Annotated in this window: 18 protein-coding genes; 10 read left to right on the forward strand and 8 right to left on the reverse strand. The window is 67.8% G+C overall.

Annotation, left to right across the window (positions count from 1 at the left end; translation table 11 throughout):
• Positions 1 to 2 precede the first annotated feature (2 nt).
• Positions 3 to 422 (forward strand): TIGR03668 family PPOX class F420-dependent oxidoreductase, encoded by a 420-nt coding sequence (locus FHX42_RS21485; RefSeq protein ID WP_182546261.1) that lies wholly within the window; start codon positions 3 to 5, stop codon positions 420 to 422.
• 47 nt (positions 423 to 469) lie between these two features.
• Here the strand turns inward: FHX42_RS21485 and FHX42_RS21490 are convergent, their stop codons facing one another.
• Entirely contained in the window at positions 470 to 736 is a 267-nt protein-coding gene (locus tag FHX42_RS21490) for a DUF6191 domain-containing protein (protein WP_182546262.1), read from the reverse strand.
• A 146-nt stretch (positions 737 to 882) separates the two neighbouring features.
• Between FHX42_RS21490 and FHX42_RS21495 the strand changes: the two genes are divergently transcribed.
• Complete coding sequence (locus FHX42_RS21495) at positions 883 to 1,185, forward strand: hypothetical protein (protein WP_182546263.1); 303 nt, start codon at positions 883 to 885, stop codon at positions 1,183 to 1,185.
• A 144-nt stretch (positions 1,186 to 1,329) separates the two neighbouring features.
• On the opposite strand, the gene FHX42_RS21500 is transcribed toward FHX42_RS21495, so the two are convergent.
• From FHX42_RS21500 to FHX42_RS21515, 4 genes are all read right to left on the reverse strand, one after another.
• Positions 1,330 to 1,941, reverse strand: coding sequence for a GTP-binding protein (locus FHX42_RS21500; protein ID WP_182546264.1), 612 nt, complete (start codon positions 1,939 to 1,941; stop codon positions 1,330 to 1,332).
• The gene (locus FHX42_RS21505; RefSeq protein ID WP_182546265.1) at positions 1,922 to 2,620 is read right to left on the reverse strand and encodes a DUF742 domain-containing protein; all 699 of its coding nucleotides are present in this window, start codon (positions 2,618 to 2,620) and stop codon (positions 1,922 to 1,924) included. Before FHX42_RS21505 ends, FHX42_RS21500 begins: the two co-directional genes overlap by 20 nt.
• 7 nt (positions 2,621 to 2,627) lie before the next feature.
• Positions 2,628 to 3,068, reverse strand: coding sequence for a roadblock/LC7 domain-containing protein (locus FHX42_RS21510; protein WP_182546266.1), 441 nt, complete (start codon positions 3,066 to 3,068; stop codon positions 2,628 to 2,630).
• Between the two features lie 69 nt (positions 3,069 to 3,137).
• On the reverse strand, positions 3,138 to 6,347 hold the full coding sequence (locus FHX42_RS21515; protein ID WP_220480693.1) for a nitrate- and nitrite sensing domain-containing protein: 3,210 nt from the start codon (positions 6,345 to 6,347) through the stop codon (positions 3,138 to 3,140).
• 634 nt (positions 6,348 to 6,981) lie between these two features.
• Between FHX42_RS21515 and FHX42_RS21520 the strand changes: the two genes are divergently transcribed.
• Positions 6,982 to 7,401 (forward strand): DUF485 domain-containing protein, encoded by a 420-nt coding sequence (locus FHX42_RS21520; RefSeq protein WP_182546267.1) that lies wholly within the window; start codon positions 6,982 to 6,984, stop codon positions 7,399 to 7,401.
• Positions 7,398 to 9,011, forward strand: a complete 1,614-nt coding sequence (locus FHX42_RS21525) for a solute symporter family protein (protein WP_182546268.1) — start codon at positions 7,398 to 7,400, stop codon at positions 9,009 to 9,011. The genes FHX42_RS21520 and FHX42_RS21525 overlap by 4 nt, the downstream gene beginning before the upstream one ends.
• A gap of 46 nt (positions 9,012 to 9,057) precedes the next feature.
• Here the strand turns inward: FHX42_RS21525 and FHX42_RS21530 are convergent, their stop codons facing one another.
• The gene (locus FHX42_RS21530) at positions 9,058 to 9,354 is read right to left on the reverse strand and encodes a YiaA/YiaB family inner membrane protein (RefSeq protein ID WP_182546269.1); all 297 of its coding nucleotides are present in this window, start codon (positions 9,352 to 9,354) and stop codon (positions 9,058 to 9,060) included.
• 315 nt (positions 9,355 to 9,669) lie between these two features.
• Positions 9,670 to 10,413, reverse strand: a complete 744-nt coding sequence (locus FHX42_RS21535) for a GAF and ANTAR domain-containing protein (protein WP_182546270.1) — start codon at positions 10,411 to 10,413, stop codon at positions 9,670 to 9,672.
• Between the two features lie 127 nt (positions 10,414 to 10,540).
• Here FHX42_RS21535 and FHX42_RS21540 point away from each other — a divergent pair, with 127 nt between their 5' ends.
• From FHX42_RS21540 to FHX42_RS21565, 6 genes are all read left to right on the forward strand, one after another.
• Entirely contained in the window at positions 10,541 to 11,341 is an 801-nt protein-coding gene (locus FHX42_RS21540; protein ID WP_182546271.1) for an MEDS domain-containing protein, read from the forward strand.
• Between the two features lie 817 nt (positions 11,342 to 12,158).
• Entirely contained in the window at positions 12,159 to 12,890 is a 732-nt protein-coding gene (locus tag FHX42_RS21545) for a GAF and ANTAR domain-containing protein (protein ID WP_235987718.1), read from the forward strand.
• A 179-nt stretch (positions 12,891 to 13,069) separates the two neighbouring features.
• Positions 13,070 to 13,792, forward strand: a complete 723-nt coding sequence (locus tag FHX42_RS21550) for a GAF and ANTAR domain-containing protein (protein ID WP_182546272.1) — start codon at positions 13,070 to 13,072, stop codon at positions 13,790 to 13,792.
• A 53-nt stretch (positions 13,793 to 13,845) separates the two neighbouring features.
• Positions 13,846 to 14,604: a GAF and ANTAR domain-containing protein gene (locus tag FHX42_RS21555; RefSeq protein ID WP_182546273.1), complete on the forward strand. Its 759-nt coding sequence runs from the start codon at positions 13,846 to 13,848 to the stop codon at positions 14,602 to 14,604.
• A 762-nt stretch (positions 14,605 to 15,366) separates the two neighbouring features.
• Complete coding sequence (locus tag FHX42_RS21560) at positions 15,367 to 15,930, forward strand: HD domain-containing protein (RefSeq protein WP_182546274.1); 564 nt, start codon at positions 15,367 to 15,369, stop codon at positions 15,928 to 15,930.
• Positions 15,931 to 16,083: 153 nt separating this feature from the next.
• The gene (locus FHX42_RS21565; protein ID WP_182546275.1) at positions 16,084 to 16,371 is read left to right on the forward strand and encodes a putative quinol monooxygenase; all 288 of its coding nucleotides are present in this window, start codon (positions 16,084 to 16,086) and stop codon (positions 16,369 to 16,371) included.
• Positions 16,372 to 16,460: 89 nt separating this feature from the next.
• Here FHX42_RS21565 and FHX42_RS21570 read toward each other — a convergent pair whose 3' ends face one another.
• On the reverse strand, positions 16,461 to 17,597 hold the full coding sequence (locus FHX42_RS21570; protein ID WP_182546276.1) for an NADH:flavin oxidoreductase: 1,137 nt from the start codon (positions 17,595 to 17,597) through the stop codon (positions 16,461 to 16,463).
• Between the last annotated feature and the right edge of the window lie 80 nt (positions 17,598 to 17,677).

Here is a 17,677-nt window from a genome sequence, read left to right on the forward strand (position 1 = left end):
TCATGCGCATGGACCGGAAGCAGGCACGCGAATCGATCGAACGGGCTCGCGTGGGACGGCTGGCCACCGCCGACGCGCAGGCGCGGCCCCACATCGTGCCGGTGACCTTCACCGTCGACGGTGACACCGTCGTCACGGCCGTCGACCACAAACCGAAGACCACGACCGAGCTCAAGCGGATGCGCAACATCCGCGAGAACCCTAGGGTGGCCCTGCTGGTCGATCACTACGAGGACGACTGGTCCCGGCTGTGGTGGTCCCGCGCCGACGGCGAGGCCACGCTCACCGACACCGCCGAGCGCGCCGACCTGGTCGACGAGCTGGCCGCCAAGTACCGGCAGTACCGGCAACAGCCCCCGGCGGGGACGCTGATCGTCATCGGGATACACCGTTGGAGCGGCTGGAGTTCGGAGGAGGCTTGACCCCGTGACGACGACGTCCGGCCGAACCGCCGGACAGCGGCCACTGCTCAGTCGTGACGGCGCAGGTGCACGGTCCCGGTGTCGAAGTCCAGCGGTCCGGCGCCGGACTCCCGCTCGTCCTCCCTGGCCACGGCGACCCACTCCTTGCGCTCGAGCTGGTGCTTGCTGCCGGGGTTGAACAAACCGTCGACCCCCGTGGCCGCGGAAGCGAACCGCTCGCTGTCGTGCCGGCGCCGCGCGCGGCGGGCCGCTTCCCCCTCGGCCGCACGCGACTCGCGGCGTCTTCGAGCCCGAGCCGCTCGATCGATGGCCATTTCCCCAGAGTAAACACGAACGGCACGCTGCGGCCAGCGAGTGGAGGCCCCGCGGCATCCACGACTCCGGCGATCTCGTGACCAACGTCACGGACAGGCGCGGCCCTCGCTTCGGATTCCGGGGGGTCCTACGTAGGGTTCCGGGGGTGGAGGAGGATCCGTACTTCGTGCGCGTGACGACCGCCGAGCTGTCCCGACTCGCCGAGGCGCTGAACGTGGTGGACGAGCACGCCGAGCTCAACCACCGCTACCGCAAGCTCATCCACGACTCCCGGCAGCAGCTGGACGCCGAGGAGGTCCGGCTCACGCAGGCGCGGGGCATGGCCAAGAAACTCATGGTGTTGGTCAGGGCCGCCGGGCAGGGCTTCCGGGACGATCTCGGTGCCGCCGAACGGGCGAGTCTGGATGCCGGGCTCTCCCAGGCCGACGAACTCGTCTACGGCACCTGAGGCCCCACCGCCCCGGAGGACTCCGTTTCGCGCGCGGAGGTCCGCTCAACCGCCCCACGGTCGGTGGATCGCGTGGCAGGCCCCTCGGAACGGGAACCGCACGGGAGCCTGCCATCCACGGACGCGCTCACGGCCGCCACCGGCTCACCGCTGAGCGGCGGGCTGACCGTTGATCCACCACTGCATGGCGTACTCGACCAGGGAGATCAACGCCTGCTTGGTGGACTCGGGTTCCCGGGCGTCACACGGCACGACCGGCACCCGCTGGCTGATCGCCAGCGCCTCGCGAATCTCGTCGACCTGGTGCTGCTGCATTCCGTCGAAGCAGTTCACACCGATCACGTAGGGCACGCCACGGTCCTCGAAGAAGTCAACCGCGGAGAAGCAGTCCGCGAGTCTGCGGGTGTCGACCAGCACCACCGCGCCGATCGCTCCCCGCACCAGGTCGTCCCACATGAACCAGAAACGCTGCTGACCCGGCGTACCGAACAGGTACAGGATCAGGTCCTCGTCCAGCGAGACACGGCCGAAGTCCATCGCCACCGTGGTGCTGGACTTACCGGGAGTCGCGCTCAGGTCGTCGACGCCTTGACTGGCCTCGGTCATCACCGCTTCGGTGGTCAGCGGAACGATCTCGGACACCGAGCCGACGAAGGTCGTCTTGCCCACGCCGAAGCCACCCGCGACCACGATCTTGGCCGAACTGGTGCTCGATGTCCCGGATGCCTGTGGCGCCTTAAAGCCGGCGGAGTCCACTCAAAACCCTTTCCATCAACTGCAAGTGTGGTTGGCTGCCACTGTCGGTCACGGTCTGATGAATGTTGATCAGTCCCAGTTCCGCCATATCGGCCAGCAGCACTCTGGCCACGCCGAGCGGAACACCGAGCAGGGCCCCGATCTCGGCGACGGACCGGGGATGGCGGCACAGTTGGGCGATGGACTGGTGTTCCAGCCGCAACGGCGCTGCCGGTTGGTAATACTCGCTGGTGGTGACCAGAGTCTCCAGCTCCAGCTCGACGTTGGACTTGGTACGGCCACCCGTCCACGCGTAGGACCGCACGCTTGCCGCGGGTACGTCGGCGTCGTCGTTGTCATCCTCTCGGTAGTCGGTCGTGTCCGGATTACCGGGCCCCCGCGACCACTGCGGTTCCGGGGGCGGTGCCTGCGGCGGGGGTTCCTGCTGTGGCGGTGGAGCTTGGGGTGGCCGAGGCGCGGCCGGCGGCGGGGCCTGCGGGGGCTGCCACTCGGGTGCCGCGGGCTCCTGCTCCTCCCGCTCGGAGTCGCCGTCCGAACGGCGACGTTTGCGGCGGCCACGCCCGCTACCGAAGGTGACCCCGTTGAAAACGTCGGCGAACGTCGCATCGCCGCCCTCGTCCCGCTCGCCGGGATCCTCCCCGCGCGAGCGGTCCTCATTGAAGCCAGAGCCTTCGCTCATCGGTGCCTCACACCAGTTGTCGTGACTGTGAGTTGCCTGATCCTTGCAGGTGGGAACGCAACTCCGGAGTCAGGATGCGTCCCACCCTCTCGACGAGCATCGCCATCTCGTAGGCGATCAACCCCATATCGCACTGCGGAGAGGCGAGCACGGTCAGGCACGAACCGTCACTGATGGACATTTGCAGCATCATGCCACGATCCATCTCGACGATGGTCTCCTTGATCTCACCGGCCTCGAAGCACCGTGCCGCGCCCTGAGTCAGACTCAGCAGCCCGGAAGCCACGGCGGAGAGCTGATCGGCCCGGTCCTTGGGCAGTTTGTCCGAGGCGAGCAGCAACAGCCCGTCCGCCGAGACGACGACGGCGTGGGCAACACCGGGCACGCGTTCGACGAAGTCGGTCACCAACCACTCGAACTGCTCGGACTTTGCCTGTTGGGAAGTCATACGGCCTCCTTCGTGGGTCGTGTCCGGGCGAGGAACTCGGGTTCGCTCGCCCCTTGTCCTCGCCGTGCGCTAGTCCTCGTCCGGCGCACTGTGGCGTCCCCGACGGACACCCTGCTGGAAGCTGGACAGGCGCCCGCGTGCGTCCTCCGGTTTGGGTTGACTCTGCGGGGCCGACGGCTTGCTCTGCTGCTCGGGAGCGGCACTGCCCGGGGCGAGTTGTGCCTTCGGGGTCCTGCGCGGCAAACCCGCCGTGGTGTAGTCGGAGGGCTTGTGGTTGGCGGCGGCTTCGGCCCGGTGCTGGGCATCGTCGGTGACGAAGTTCCACGCCGACTCACCGTTGTCCGAGGTCCCGTGCACGCCGCCACCGCCGGGCTCGGGAGCAGCCGTCGACTGACTCTGCTGCAAACCCTGTTGGAAGCTGGACAGCTGTCCCCGAACGTCCTCGGGAGCTCGCTGCTCCCGCCCGGGAGTCCTGTCCTCCTGCTTTTCCGCACCTGCACCCGACACGGGCTGACCTCCCCTGGTCCTGCGGGGCAATCCCGATGCGGTGTAACCGGCGGGCTCGGACTTCGTCGGCCCCCCGTTCGACCGCGAAGACTCCTCGTTCGCGAAGGCCCACGCCCCGACACCGTCGGAATCCTCCGCCCGCGGCTGCTGCGCGCCGAGATCCTCACTGGTGGGCCAGTGATGTTCCTCCTCACCCGGTTGCAGCGCCACCTCCTGGTAGGAGGCGTCCTCGTCGGTGGGCTGGAACCACTGCGTCGGATTGGCGTCGAACATCGGTGAGGCCGCGCGCGGTTGCGGTTCGGGCACTTCGGGCACGGACAGATCGCTCGGCGGCGAACTCGCGGGCGGTGCGCTCGTCGGCGGTGTCCAAGCGTCGGCTCCCCACTGCTGGGGCACCTCCGCGGAGGAGGGCTCGTTCGTCCGCTCCTCATCGGACGGTGGCTCGAACAGCCCTCGTGGCTTGCTCCGCCGCTCCGGAGCCGGAGGCTCGGCCGGAGGCGGAGTGGCCGACGCCGGAGGCTGCTGCGGCGGCTGAAGCGGTGGCGGTGCTTGGGGCTGTCGCGGCGCCCGAGACTGCTGCGGTTCCGAGGACGGAGACTGCTGAGGCCGCGGCTGCGGTGATTGCGGCGGAGCCGACCGCGCGTCCGGAGGCTGCGGCGGAGCGGCTGGCGGCTCCGGAGGCTGGTTCCCCTTGGGCTGGTTCGCCGGAGGCATCGTTCCCGTGGCCCCGTCGCTTCCACCGCCGAGCGCCTGCTGCGGCAGACCGCCCTCCATGACGTGACGCCTGGTACCGCCGTCGCCGTCGGACGTCGGCAGGTCGTGCTTGGCCTTGCCGTTGCGACCCGGACCGTGTCCCGGAGCGGGCTGGGACGCCTGGGGGGCTCGTTCCGGCGAGATCACGAGTTCCGGCGGGATCGTCAAGCTGGCTCGGGTGCCCTCGCCTTCCCCACCGCCGTGCAGGCGGACATCGATCCCGTGCCGGGTGGCCAGTCGCGAGATCACGAGCACACCCATGCGACGCGAGGTCGACAGGTCGGGCTCGTCGACCGAGGCCAGCCGCTCGTTGATGGCCACCAGCTCATCGGGGTCCATACCGATGCCCTGGTCCAGCACGTCGACGACGATCGAGCCGTCACCGGCCTGGTAGCTGGACACGGTCACCGAGGTGGTCGGGGCGGAGAAGTTCGCCGCGTTGTCGAACAGCTCGGCGAACAGCCGCACGAGGTCACTGCCCGCGTAACCGACCAGCCGAACCGTCGGCGGGGGCTGCACGTTCACGCGCGGGTAGTGCTCGATCTCCGAGACCGCAGCGCGGAGCACGTCGGTCATCGGCGTGGGCTGGCTGAACCGGCGGGCCAGATCGCTGCCGGAGAGCACCATCAGGTTCTCGTTGTTGCGACGCATCCGGGTCGCCAGGTGGTCCAGCCGGAACAGGGTGGACAGCTGTTCGGGGTCCTCCTCGTCCTGCTCGAGTTGCTCGAACAGCCGCAGCTGCCGTTCCAGCAGGCTCTGGCTACGACGGGAGACGTTGACGAACGAGTCACTGTAGCCACGACGCAGCCCGGCCTGCTCGGACGCGAGGTACAGCGCCTGCCGGTTGACCTCGTCGAAGGCCCTGGCCAGCTGCCCGAGCTCGTCGGTGGTCTCCACCGGGACCGAGGCGACCTCGGTCTCACCCCGACCACCGTGGCGAATGTTTTCCACGGCTTCGGGCAGTTGCTTGTTGGCGGCCTTGAGCGCGCTGCGACGCAGGGTGCGCAGCGATCCCAGCAGGTTCCTGGCGATCCTGAACGTGATCGCGGCGGCGAGCAGCAGGACGCAGAACGTCAGCACCGCGTCCAGGCCGGCCCGATCGCTGGACTCGTCGTAGAGGCCGTCGGCGTACTCCCGCGCCTGCTGGGACAGCCCGCTGCGAAGCTGGGTGGTGGCGCCGATCGCGGACCGGGACAGCTCGTTCCACTCCGCCGAGGTCGTCGAGACCGTCTCGGAGGAGGACTCCGCGGCCCGCACGATTCCGTCCAGCGCCCGATCCCGTTCGGACAGCAGGCCGGTCACCTTGCTCCGGAATTCACGGCTCTGGGCGGCATCGGCGGTAGCCTTGAACTCCTTGAGGTTGGCCGCCAGCCGGGCTCGCGAGTCGCTCACCGTGTCCAGCAAGGAATCGCCGAAGTCCGAGCGGGCCAGTCCGGCCGAAACGAGCGCTCGCTGAATGCGGATCTCGTCCTCGGCGCTGGAAAGCTCGTGCAGGGCGCCGACGGTGCCGTAGAGGTTCCCGTCGTTGAGGTCGCCCATCACCGAACGCTCCAGGCCCAGCAGGGAGTCGACCATCGCGTTGTAGGCGCCGACGGCGGCGACCGGTTCGATCGACGAACTCGACACCTTCTTGCGCAGCGGGCCGAGCTTGACGAGCTGCTCCTGCAGCTGGCCGAACCGGGCCTTGGCCGTTGGCGTGAAGGCCGCCACCTCGTCGAGGACCTGTGGCGCCTTGGACGCGGCGAGGCTCACGGCCTTGGTCTTGGCCGCCCACTCGGCGGGCTCGCCGGCCCCCGTCAGGAGCTGGACGGCTTCGGTCCGCTCCCGCTGCAGCCCGGTCAGCAGTGGCTGGATCTTGTCACGCGCCTTCAGGAGCGTGCTGACCTCCTGGTAACGGTTCGCCCGCTGCACCTGCTCCTGGATCTGCACGACACCGAGCGTGATCGCGAAGACCACGGGCACGAGCATCACCGCGGCCAGCTTGACCGGGATGCTCCAGTTCCGCCACTGCCTGATCACGCTCCACCGGGACGGACGGGCGGCGGGGTCGGGTGACGAGTCTCGTCCTGCCGCGGTCACGAGATCCCCCGCAACGCAAGCCGTCGTTCATGCTCTGTCACGGTGCGGTCCCTTCCGAACGAACAAATCGTAGGAGAACAGCGCCTGTAGGCCCCCGGCGCTCGGCCAATGGAGTGTCCGGTTCGCCGGGAGGTGAATCGGCACCGAACGTTCGTTATTCCCAATGCGACATCCAGCTTGCGATACCCTGAGTCACCGGACGGGTCGGTTTCAACAGTCCATTTCACGCGGGGTGGCGCGTAGCTTGTAGCGCGTAGCTTCTGGCGAGGGACAAGTGTAGAGCCTCCCACCGCGGAACGAGTCGAGGGTCGGCCATGCCAACACAAAGCCGAATGAGGTCCACAGTAGACACTTAGGTGCTCAACAGAGTAACTCTAGCCCATTCGGGCGTTTAAGGGAACAGGAGTGCGTGCACGCTCGGGGACCACGGTGTGATACTCCTCGGTAACGCTTCATGACCTGCGTGCCGACTGCGGTGGGTTCCTCGCCTCATGGCAGGATGGGCGCGCCGCGGCGGGCGACGAGTCGCGGCCGGAGCCCACCGGGACAGTTCGCGGACTCCTTGGAAGGATGCATGACCAACGCAACGCCGCCCCCCATGCGCGCGCGATCTGCGGGACAGGCCGGAAAAGCACCGGTCGCTTTCGGTGGAATCGACAAAAGCGCTGCTCGCCGGGGCACCGACAAGCCCGATTTCGATGATATCCAGCAGTCCGACAAATTCATCCGACTGCGTAGTCGGCTGAAGCGATTCGTGTTTCCGATGACCTTGCTCTTCCTGTGCTGGTACATCGGTTACGTGGTGTTGGCCGCCTATGCCCACGACTTCATGGCCACCCCACTGCTCGGAAACGTCAACGTGGGGATCGTGCTGGGCATCGCCCAGTTCGCGTCCACAGTTGTCATCACCACCCTCTACGTCCGCTTCGCCGATCGCCGCATCGACCCGCAGGTCGCCGAGATCCGCAACGACGTGGAGGACGGCACCCTATGACCACCCACTACGACGCCGACGCCGGCCACCACAGGATCGTGGAAGCCGGCAGCCCCGTGATCAATTTCAGCGTATTCGCGGTGCTGATCCTGGTCACCCTGTTCATCGCCTACCGCGCGAGCAGCCGGGGCACCTCCAGCGACTACTTCGTCGCCGGAAGCACCTTCAGCGGCGCCCAGAACGGCATCGCGCTGTCCGGTGACTTCCTGTCCGCCGCCTCCTTCCTCGGCATCGCGGGCGCCATCGCCATCCACGGATACGACGGCTTCCTGTACTCCATCGGCTTCCTGGTGGCCTGGCTGGTCAACCTGCTGCTGGTCGCCGAGCGGTTGCGCAACACCGGCCGTTTCACGATGGGCGACGTGCTGGGCTTTCGGATGCGCCAGCGTCCGGTACGGGCCGCCGCGGCCGTGTCCACCATGATGATCACCATCTTCTACATGATCGCGCAGATGGCCGGCGCCGGCAGTCTGGTCGCGCTGCTGCTCAACGTCCAGGGCGCCTGGGGGCAGGCGCTGATCATCGCCGTCGTCGGCGTGGTGATGATCCTGTACGTCCTGGTGGGTGGCATGAAGGGCACCACGTGGGTGCAGATCTTCAAGGCCACCCTGCTGCTGATCACCGTGGCGCTGATGACGCTGTTCCTGCTGGGCAAGTTCGGTTTCAGCGTCAACGACCTGATGGATCAGGCCGCGGCCGGCAACCCCCTCGGCGAGCGGATGTTCGCCCCGGGAGCCCAGTACGGCGAGAGCTCGACGACCAGGCTCGACTTCGTGTCGCTGTCGTTGGCACTGGTGCTGGGCGTGGCGGGGCTGCCGCACGTGCTGATGCGCTTCTACACCGTTCCCACCGCCAAGGAAGCCCGCCGGTCGGTGGTGTGGGCGACCTGGCTGATGTCCGGCTTCTACCTGTGCACCCTGGTCATCGGCTTCGGCGCGGCGGCACTGGTCGGCACCGAGAAGATCATGAACGCACCCGGTGAGGAGAACTCCGCGGCACCGCTGCTGGCCTACGAGATCGGCGGCACCTTCCTGCTCGGCGTCGTGGCCGCCGTTGCCTTCGCCACGATCCTCGCCGTGGTCGCCGGGCTCACCCTGACGGCGTCGGCCTCCTTCGCCCACGACCTCTACGCCAACGTCATCAAGCGAGGCAGGGCCGACTCCGGATCGGAGGTGCGTGTCGCACGTCAGACGGCGATGGTGATCGGTGCCGTCTCGATCGTCGGCGGCATCCTGGTCCACGAGCAGAACGTGGCCTTCCTGGTGGGCCTGGCCTTCGCCTTCGCCGCGTCGGCCAACCTCTCGACGCTGCTCTACTCGCTGTTCTGGCCGCGATTCAACACCAAGGGCACTCTGTGGGCGATGTACGGCGGGCTGGGCTCCTGCCTGCTGCTCGTGGTGTTCTCCCCGGTGTTCTCCGGCGACCCGGACTCGATCATTCCCGCCGTGGACTTCGCGCTGTTCCCGCTGAAGAACCCGGGGATCGTCTCGATTCCGCTGTCGTTCGTGTTCGGCGTCATCGGCACCTTCAGGGACGAGGAGCCCGCCGACCGCGCGCGGCAGGCCGAGATGGAGGTGCGCTCGCTGACGGGTATCGGCTCGGAGCGCTGACCTCGTCGAACTCCGCCCCGCCCGGCCACGACCGGGCGGGGCGGATTCAGCTCGCCTCCACCTTGAACGGATCGTGCTCGGCGAGCAGCTTGTCCAACCGCGCCTGGTCGACCCTGCTGGAGAGCGTGGTGCCCTCCTGCCGGTCCCGGACGCACTTGGCCAGGGTGAACGCGGAGGTCACCGTGTACAGCACTCCGAGGCCGAGAAAGCCGCGAACCCAGCCGTCGACGGGCAGATAGACGATGCCCACGGCGACGGCCAGCACCGCGACGGCGAAAGAGATCACGGACTGCACGTAGAACGCGGTCGTCGTGGACGGTCCTGATGGTGTCGGCGCACTCATGCGACACACACTGCGACATACGTCACCGCTACGTCTTGAGTACGCCTACTCATCATTTCGTCACGGAAATATCACTCTCGGTGGTGAAACACCGGGCGGACACCCGCTCCGAAGCCGAATACCATGACCTTTCTCATGAACCGGACGACTTCCCGCTCGAGGGCGCGGGGTCAGTAGCCCGAACGGCGAGCCTGACGCATCTCGCGTGCAACTGCCCACGCGTCCCCCACCGGCCCCAAGTGGCCGAGCTCGTCGGGGCTGACCACGGCCCGGGCTCGCCGCTGCTCGCCTTCCGCAATGCGCGCGCCGGGAACGTTACGGGTTATCGCCGGAGTCGGAAGGTAGGTGCAGGCGGTGGCTGACTACTTCGCGGGCCACGTCGGACAGCTGGGTGCCGTGGGTGAAGGCGTGGGCGCGGAGTCGGTCGAAGGCGGCGGGCAGACCCACGCCGAGTTGCACGGAGAGCACTCCGACGGCTTGGTGCACCTCATCACGGGCGGCCGCCGACCCAGTGTCAGGGCGGGCAGCGACTGTCAGCAGCCCGGCCGGGTCGGTGCGCAGCAGGTGGGCTGCCAGTTCGGCGAAGACGGGCGCGTCCGCCCGGGCCTGCGATGCCAAGGTTCCGGGGCTGGCCCGGTGCGCGGTCAGCACACCGACCTGAGTCGCTGCGCTGCGCAGGGGATACGCGAAGATCGCGGCCACGCCGCAGGCCAGTGCTGCCGATCCGAATCCGGGCCATCGACTGGTGCCCACCTGCAGGTCCGGAATGAGCACCGGGGCGGCGCGGGTGAAAGCCTCGGCGCTGGGGCCTTCGCCGGCAGTCAGGTGCAGTTCTTCGAGACGAGCGCTGGTGGCCCCGGTGGTGGCCACAGGGTCCTGGTGGATCCGGGGTGGGCCTTCCCCGTCCGCGGCGCGGGACATCAGCGCGACGCTGGCTCCGTCCACGGCCAGATGCTGGCAGGCGGTTCGGCACAGCACCGTGTTCGTGATCGGTTCGTTGCGGCTGGCCGCAGCTGCGGCAAGCCAGGAGTAAACCGTGGCAACACGGTTACCAGTCATTCCTTCATGCTGGCACAGCGCTCCGAGGTGACCGAAGTCCTCGAAAGCCCCGGGGCCGCCAACATCGAGGGGCACGGACAGAAACGGCAGGGCCGTCCCAGCGCAGGGGAACGCGTCCACAGGGCACTTGTGCTGGGCCTCCACCAGCCGCACGGAGCTTCACGCGCGGGCCGCGCAGTACCTGCTCGACGGAATCACCGCCGGCCAGTGGATCGAATACGTCGGCACCGGCAGCACCGAGGGACTGCGTGCCGAGCTGGCCGAACACGAGGCCCTCAACGAGGTGCTGACCTCCGGCGGGATCGCCGTGACCCCGGTGGAAGACTTCCACGCCCTCGAGACCGGCAACGACACGGTCGACCCGGAGGCGGCCGTGACCGCCCGCATCGCGGCCACCAAGCAGGCACTCGCCGAGGGATACACCGGGTTCCGCGCGGTCGTGGACGCCACGGCCGTGGCCATCACCCCGCAGCAGCGGGCAGCCTTCGTGCGGTTCGAACATCTCATCGAACACGCTACGAGCGCCCTGCCGGTGACCGCACTGTGCGGTCACAACCTCGCAGAGCTCGGCGACACCGCGACGGCCGAGCTGGCCTGCCTGCACCCGCTGACCAACCTCGAGGTCCCGTTCCAACTCTTCGCCGACCACGACGGCACCCTCACCCTGACCGGCACGATCGACCAGACCTGCGCGGAGTTGCTCACCCACGCGCTCGGAACCGCCGCCGCCCTGGCCCCCGACCACAAGGTGACCCTCAACGCCCGGGCACTGACCTTCATCGAGCCCGACAGACTGCTCGCTCTGGATCACCTCGCCCGCGAGCACGACCGCACCATCGTGCTCCGCAACGCCCCGCCGGCGGTGACCCGGCTGCTCCAGCAACTCCCCCTCACCCACCTCACCAACGACGCCCCCCAACACACCTGAACGCGGGTACGCACGCGTCAACTCGATCTGTGTCGCCGGGTGCGTCCCACAGTGATGCGGGCATGGCCGCAGGCTTTGCAGGCTCAAGAGATCAGCAGATCAGACCTGCGTCGACCTGCACAGACAGCATCCGCGACCGAAGGAGGCAGCTGTGTGACCATACAGTGACCACATAAGGGCACACCTTGACCCGCTCGAAAGTTCCCGCCAAGGCCCACCATCGCCGGGCCTGTCCCCGTAGAGCTCGCCAGTGGAGTGACAGGTCCAGCGACGTCCGGCTGGATCAGTGAAACTGGTCCGCAGCCGTGCCTGGGCCAACGCACGCGCGGACGCGTTCACGGAAGAAGTAGTCGACTCGCCGCTGGCGAAGCACCCCTGTGGCCTCCGCCACGCGGCGGTATCGACATGGCTCAACGCCGGCGTGGAAGCCACCCGCGTCGCCGAGTGGGCCGGGCACAGCGTCCAAGCCCTGCTCCGCGTCTACGCGAAATGTCTCGACGGTGGTCCCCGGGTGGCTCCGGGTACGGCAGGGAAGCACGAAAACGACTCCCTGGCCTGTCGGTGCAGGTCAAGGGGACTTGCTGGATGCTCACCGGGGCACTGGCCAACGCGCTCCGCAGCGGCGAAAGCTTAAGCGGAGTGATCCGCTTTGAGGTCGGGCCAAGACGACAGTCGCGAACGGTCGTACTTCGGTGACCGACCACTCGCCGTTTCCGAGCATGACCTGGGATTCAATCCCGTTGCGTAGCTACAATCGCGGGACGTACCGGTCGTTCAGCAGTGTGCGGCCATCTCAGGATGTTGGAAGGTGGTCCTGATGTCGCAGGGGCCCGCGGGTGGTGACACCGGTAATCTTGGGCAGATGCTGTCGGTGGCGGCTGAGCGCATGAGCGGGTCGCGCTCGGGTTCGGAGGATGACACGCTGGCGCTGGTCGTGGCGGGCGCTGTGGACACGGTGCCCGGTGCCGAGCACGCCGGGGTGTCGTTACTCCGAAGCGACGGCGACATCGTCTCGTACACGCCCAGCAGTGAGACGGTCAGCGAGGTCGACCAGCTGCAGTCCACCTACCGGGAGGGCCCGTGCGTGACCGCGCTGTGGGACGAGCACACCGTGGTCGTCGACGATCTCACCGCGGAGGCTTGGCGCTGGCCGCGCTTCGCCCCGGAGGCGGCCGCGCACGGGATGGTCAGCATGTTGTCGTTTCAGCTGTTCACACGGGGTGACACGCTGGGAGCGTTGAACCTGTACTCCAGCAAGCCCGCCAGCTTCGCGTTGGAGGCTCGGAGTCTGGGGGGACTGTTCGCCTCGCACGCGGCGATCGCGCTGGGTGGGGCTCAGCACGTGGCACAGTTGCATCAGGCACTGGCCAGCCGAGACCTGATCGGCCAGGCCAAGGGCATGCTCATGGAGCGCTTCGGCCTCGACGACACGGGCGCGTTCGCGATGCTCGTGGACAGCTCGCAACAGACGAACATGAAGCTCGTCGACGTCGCTCGGTGGCTTACCGGCCAGACAGCCACGCAGGTGGGCAACGGCAAGGGCGATTAACACGCGGGGCCGTGGGGAACACGACCGAGAGGTCGTCTGCGCGCCCGGGCACGTTGATGACTCAGGCCCCACCGGTTCAACTTCAGGAGCCGGTGGGACCGCCACGCCATCGGCGTGCCGCTCTCGTTCGGGCAGGCACGGGCTAGTCTGGCTGCAGCCTGCACAGACCGGAGCGGACCATGACTGACGAGCGGCGCCAGCAGCTGGAAGCGCAGCTGGTCGCCGACACGACCACCGACGGGGGCAGTCCCGCGCCGCGCATCAAGGCATTGTGCGCGCTGGCGACCTCGGAACTAGCGGTCTCCGGGACAGGGGCGACGGTACTCAGCGAGTTCGACGACGACGGGCAGTCCCCGCGCCGTGGCCTCATACACGCCACCAATGCCATCAGCAGCGGGTTGGAGGATCTGCAGCTGACCGTCGGTGAGGGGCCGTGCCTGGACACCTTCAGCACGGGCGGGCCGGTGCTGATTGCGGAGCTGCAGCAGGCGAGCGAACGGTGGCCGGCGTTCACCCCGGCCGCCCTCGATCTGGGCGCGGTAGCGGTGTTCTCGTTCCCGCTGCAGATCGGAGTGGTCCGCCTGGGCTCGCTGGACCTCTACCGCGACACCGACGGCTCGCTGTCCGACGCGCAACTGTCCGACGCCCTGATCGTGGCCGATCTGATGACCCAGGCAGTCATAGCCGAACTCGAAGGCCACTCCACCGACGACGTGAGCTGGCTGGCCAACCCACACGCCCAAATCCACCAGGCCTCCGGGATGGTCCAGGTCCAGCTGCAGACGACCACCGAAGCCGCCCTGCTGCATCTGCGGGCCCACGCGTACTCCCACGAGCTGTCGATCACCGAGGTCGCACGCCGGGTCGTGGCTCGTGAGCTGCGCTTTCCCGCCGAGACCTGAGCCACGCAACGATGGTGAGTACTCGGTACACGATGACGAGGACTAGCGAGACGATGAGTAACGAACGTGAACAGCGGTTGGCCCAGACCTTCGTGGCCCTGTCGGACACGCTGGTCGACGACTTCGACGTGCTGGACTTTCTCTGCTTGCTGGCCGAGCGTTCCGCCGAACTGCTGGACGTGACAGCTGCCGGGGTGATCCTGTCCGACCAGCGCGGCGGCTGGCACCCCACCGCCGCATCCTCCGAGGACGCCCAGCTGCTGGAACTGTTCACCGCCCAAACCCGGGAGGGCCCGTTCCTGGAGTGCCTCCGCAGCGGTGCACCGGTCGCCATCCCGGACCTGAGCGCGGAGTCCGAACGCTGGCCCCACTTCACCGAAACCGCCCTGGCGGCAGGGTTCCACGCCGCCTACGCCGTACCGATGCGGCTACGCCGCGAGAGCATCGGAGCGCTCACGCTGCTCAACACCGAGGCGGTAGGCGTGGACGAGACCAGCACCCAGCTGGGCCAGGCACTGGCCGACGTCGCCACCGTCGGACTGCTGCACCAGCGTTCGGTCCAGCGAAACGAGGTCCTGCACGAGCAGCTGCAGGCCACCCTGCACCACCGCACCGTCATCGAACAGGCCAAGGGCGTGCTCGCCGAACACGGCGGCCTCACCATGCAACAGGCCTTCGAACTGCTGCGCGGCTACGCCCGCACCAACGGCCAACACCTGTCGCACATCGCCTGCAGCCTCGCCGACGGCACCATCAACCCCGCCGACCTCCTCGCCCACCACGCCTTCGTCGGCCTACAACGACAGGAGTGACCCGCGACCTCCGGCGGCGAAGACTCGAGGATCGCGGGGAGGCCCGTGCCGTGTTCGCCAGAGCTCACCTCGTTCCTGCACCACCACCTGGCGCCCTACGGGACGGCGCCGGACGGTCGACTGCTCCGGGGCAAGCGCGTCGGTGGGCGACTCGCCAGCTCCGTCTGCGGGCAAGCCTGGGCCGAGGATCGCGCCGATGCGTTCACGGAGGAGGTGGCCGCCTCGCCGCTGGCGAAGCGCTCGTATGACCTCCGCCACGCAGCCGTCTCGACGTGGCTCAATGCCGGTGTCGAACCCACTCGGGTAGCCGAGCGGGCCGGGCACAGCGTGCACGTGCTGCTTCGGGTCCACGCCAAGTGCCTTGACGGGGGAGAGCAGTCCGCCCGCCAACAGACAGAGAAGGCACTCAGGTCCTCCAGGCCCCTCCTGCTCGGAGTCCCTACCGCTCTGGGCACGCATTGGGCAGAAGCACTCGGAAGCAGCCGGACAGCCACGGACACGACCGGAGGAGCACGAAAACGGCCCCCTGGCCTGTCGGTGCAGGTCAGGGGGCCGTTTTGGCAGGTGTGCCGGGTAGAGGATTCGAACCTCTGAAGCTTTCGCGGCTGATTTACAGTCCTCAGTCGATCACCCTCGATCAAGCCTTTTACCTGCGTAAATATCTTCGCTGCTGCCCTTCGGCGGCGACCTTGTACGCGCATTGTTCACACACCCCCGCCAGAGGGGTTCGTATTGTTCCTCAGAGAGGTAGCGTGAGCACACATGGAGCTTGCCCCGCGGGCCGCCGAGGTGGCCGAGTCCTTCGTCAAGCCGCTGGGACGCCGGTGGCTGCACGTCCAGGCCGTCGCTACCCGCGCGGCCGAGTTGGAACAGGCTGTCGCTCCAGGCGACCGGGACACCTTGCGGGCCGCTGCCTGGCTCCACGACATCGGATACGCCCCCGAGATCGGGCACACCAGGTTCCACCCCCTCGATGGAGCCCGCTATCTCCGCGGACAGGGCTGGCCAGACACGATCGTGAACCTGGTCGCCCATCACTCAGGCGCTCGCTTCGAAGCCGAGGAACGTGGCCTTTATCACGAACTGGCCGACTTCCCGTTCGAGGACTCTCCCCTGCTCGACACCCTGGCCGCCGCCGACCTGACCACGGGGCCAGCAGGCGAACACTTCACCTACGACGAGCGCATGGACGAGATCCTGAGCCGCTACTCCCCCGACAACGCCGTTCACCGCACATGGACCCGAGCACGACCGGTGATCGCCAAAGCCGTGGCTCGCACCGAACACCGCCTCGCCCGAGGCTCTCAGTCAAGCTCAACGAGCTAGAAAGCATCCATCGTGTGTCCGTCTCACTGAGGGATCCGCTAGTGAACAAGATCGCGGCGAGTCTACGCCGTAGGCGCGCGTCGACCGATGAGTTCGGCCACGTCGGATTGTCCTTCTCTGCGACGGCCGATCGACCCGACCAAGGAGCACCACATGGTTATTGTCGCGGGACACCTCGTCGTTGCCCCAGAACATCGGGAATCCTACCTCGCCGACTGCGTGAGCGTCGTCGAAAAGGCTCGCCGCACAACCGGCTGCCTCGACTTCGCCATCACCGCCGACCTGGTGGATCCCGGCCGCATCGACATCTTCGAGTGCTGGGAGTCGCAAGCGGCCGTCAAGGCTTTCCGGGGCAGTGGCCCCAGCGAAGAGCAGGACGCCGCGACGCTCGCCGCCTCCGTGTCGGAGTACGACGTCGCGGATGTGCGTTCCCTGACCTAACCGGGCTCTGCCGTTGGTATCCCACGCAGGATCGCTATGTGACGTAGCTTGATCCCGCCTGCACCCGTCGTGGGTGCAGGCGGGGCGGGTCAGCGTGCGGATTCGTCGAGAGCGAGCAGGGAGTCGGCGTCGAGCTCCCAGTCCTCGACGTCGGCGAGCCCGCCGTCTAGGGGGACGAAGCGATCGTCGAGTGGTGCGCCGGTGCGCACCCGCTCGGGCCAGTTGCGGTTGGCCAGCCCCGACTGGCCGAGGGCGACGAGGTCGGCCCAGTCCTGCTCGAGCAGGGTGCCCGCTTCCTCGGGGGTGTCGATGTGGCCGTTGGCGATGACGGTGGCGTTGGTGAACTGGCCGGCCAGCGTCGCCAGTGACCGGGAGTCGCCCTCGAATGCCGGTGCGGAGGCGATGTGCTCGGTGGTGTGGACGTAGTCGATTCCGGTCCGGTCCAGCTCGGTGAAGATCACCTCGGCCTCGTTGGCTCCGCCGGCCCACTTGTGAGCGGAGTCGCTGACCTTGCCCTGGGAAAGGCGCACACCGACGACGAAGTCCTCACCCACGGCCTCGCGGACAGCGCGGCAGATCTCGGCGGTGATCCGCACCCGGTTGCGCGGTGAGCCGCCGTACTGGTCGTCGCGGTCGTTGAGGTAGTCGGTCAGGAAGGCGTCCAACAGGTAGCCGTTGGCGCCATGGATCTCGACGCCGTCGAAGCCAGCCTCGCGGGCGCACAACGCCGAATCGACGAAGGCCTGACGGACCGCGCCGATGTCGGCGAGGGTCATGGCAGACGGGTCAGGGAAGGGCCCGGATCCACCGTAGAACGGCAGCTGTTCACCACGCGCGGGCTTGTCGGTGGGTCCGACCGGCCCCAAGCCGAACGGGTTGCCCTGCGCCTGTGGTCCGGCGTGCATGAGCTGGGCGATGATGGCCGAACCCTCGTCGTGCACGGTCTCGGTGACCGGGCGCCACGATTGCACGTGCGCGTCGGTGGCGATGCCGGGCTGGCCGAAGTAGCCGGGACTATGCGCGGTGTCGATGTAAAGTCCCTCGGTGATCAGCGCGGCGAACCCGCCGGCCGCGAAGATGCGGTAGTACTCCCGGACGCGGTCGGAGACCGTGCCGTCCGATTCGGCGCTCACCCGCGTCATGGGGGCAAGCGCGGTGCGGTTGCGCAGCTTGACACTGCCGAGCTGGTAAGGCTCGAACAGCCGCGCATGGGCATTGGTCGACATATCGCCTGCTGTCTCCTTTCCGGGAGATTCGAGGGCTGTATTGCAGAGCAGGCACGGACTGGGCTTCGCTCGCTTCAGTT

Source organism: Halosaccharopolyspora lacisalsi, assembly GCF_014137975.1.
Lineage (GTDB): Bacteria > Actinomycetota > Actinomycetes > Mycobacteriales > Pseudonocardiaceae > Halosaccharopolyspora > Halosaccharopolyspora lacisalsi.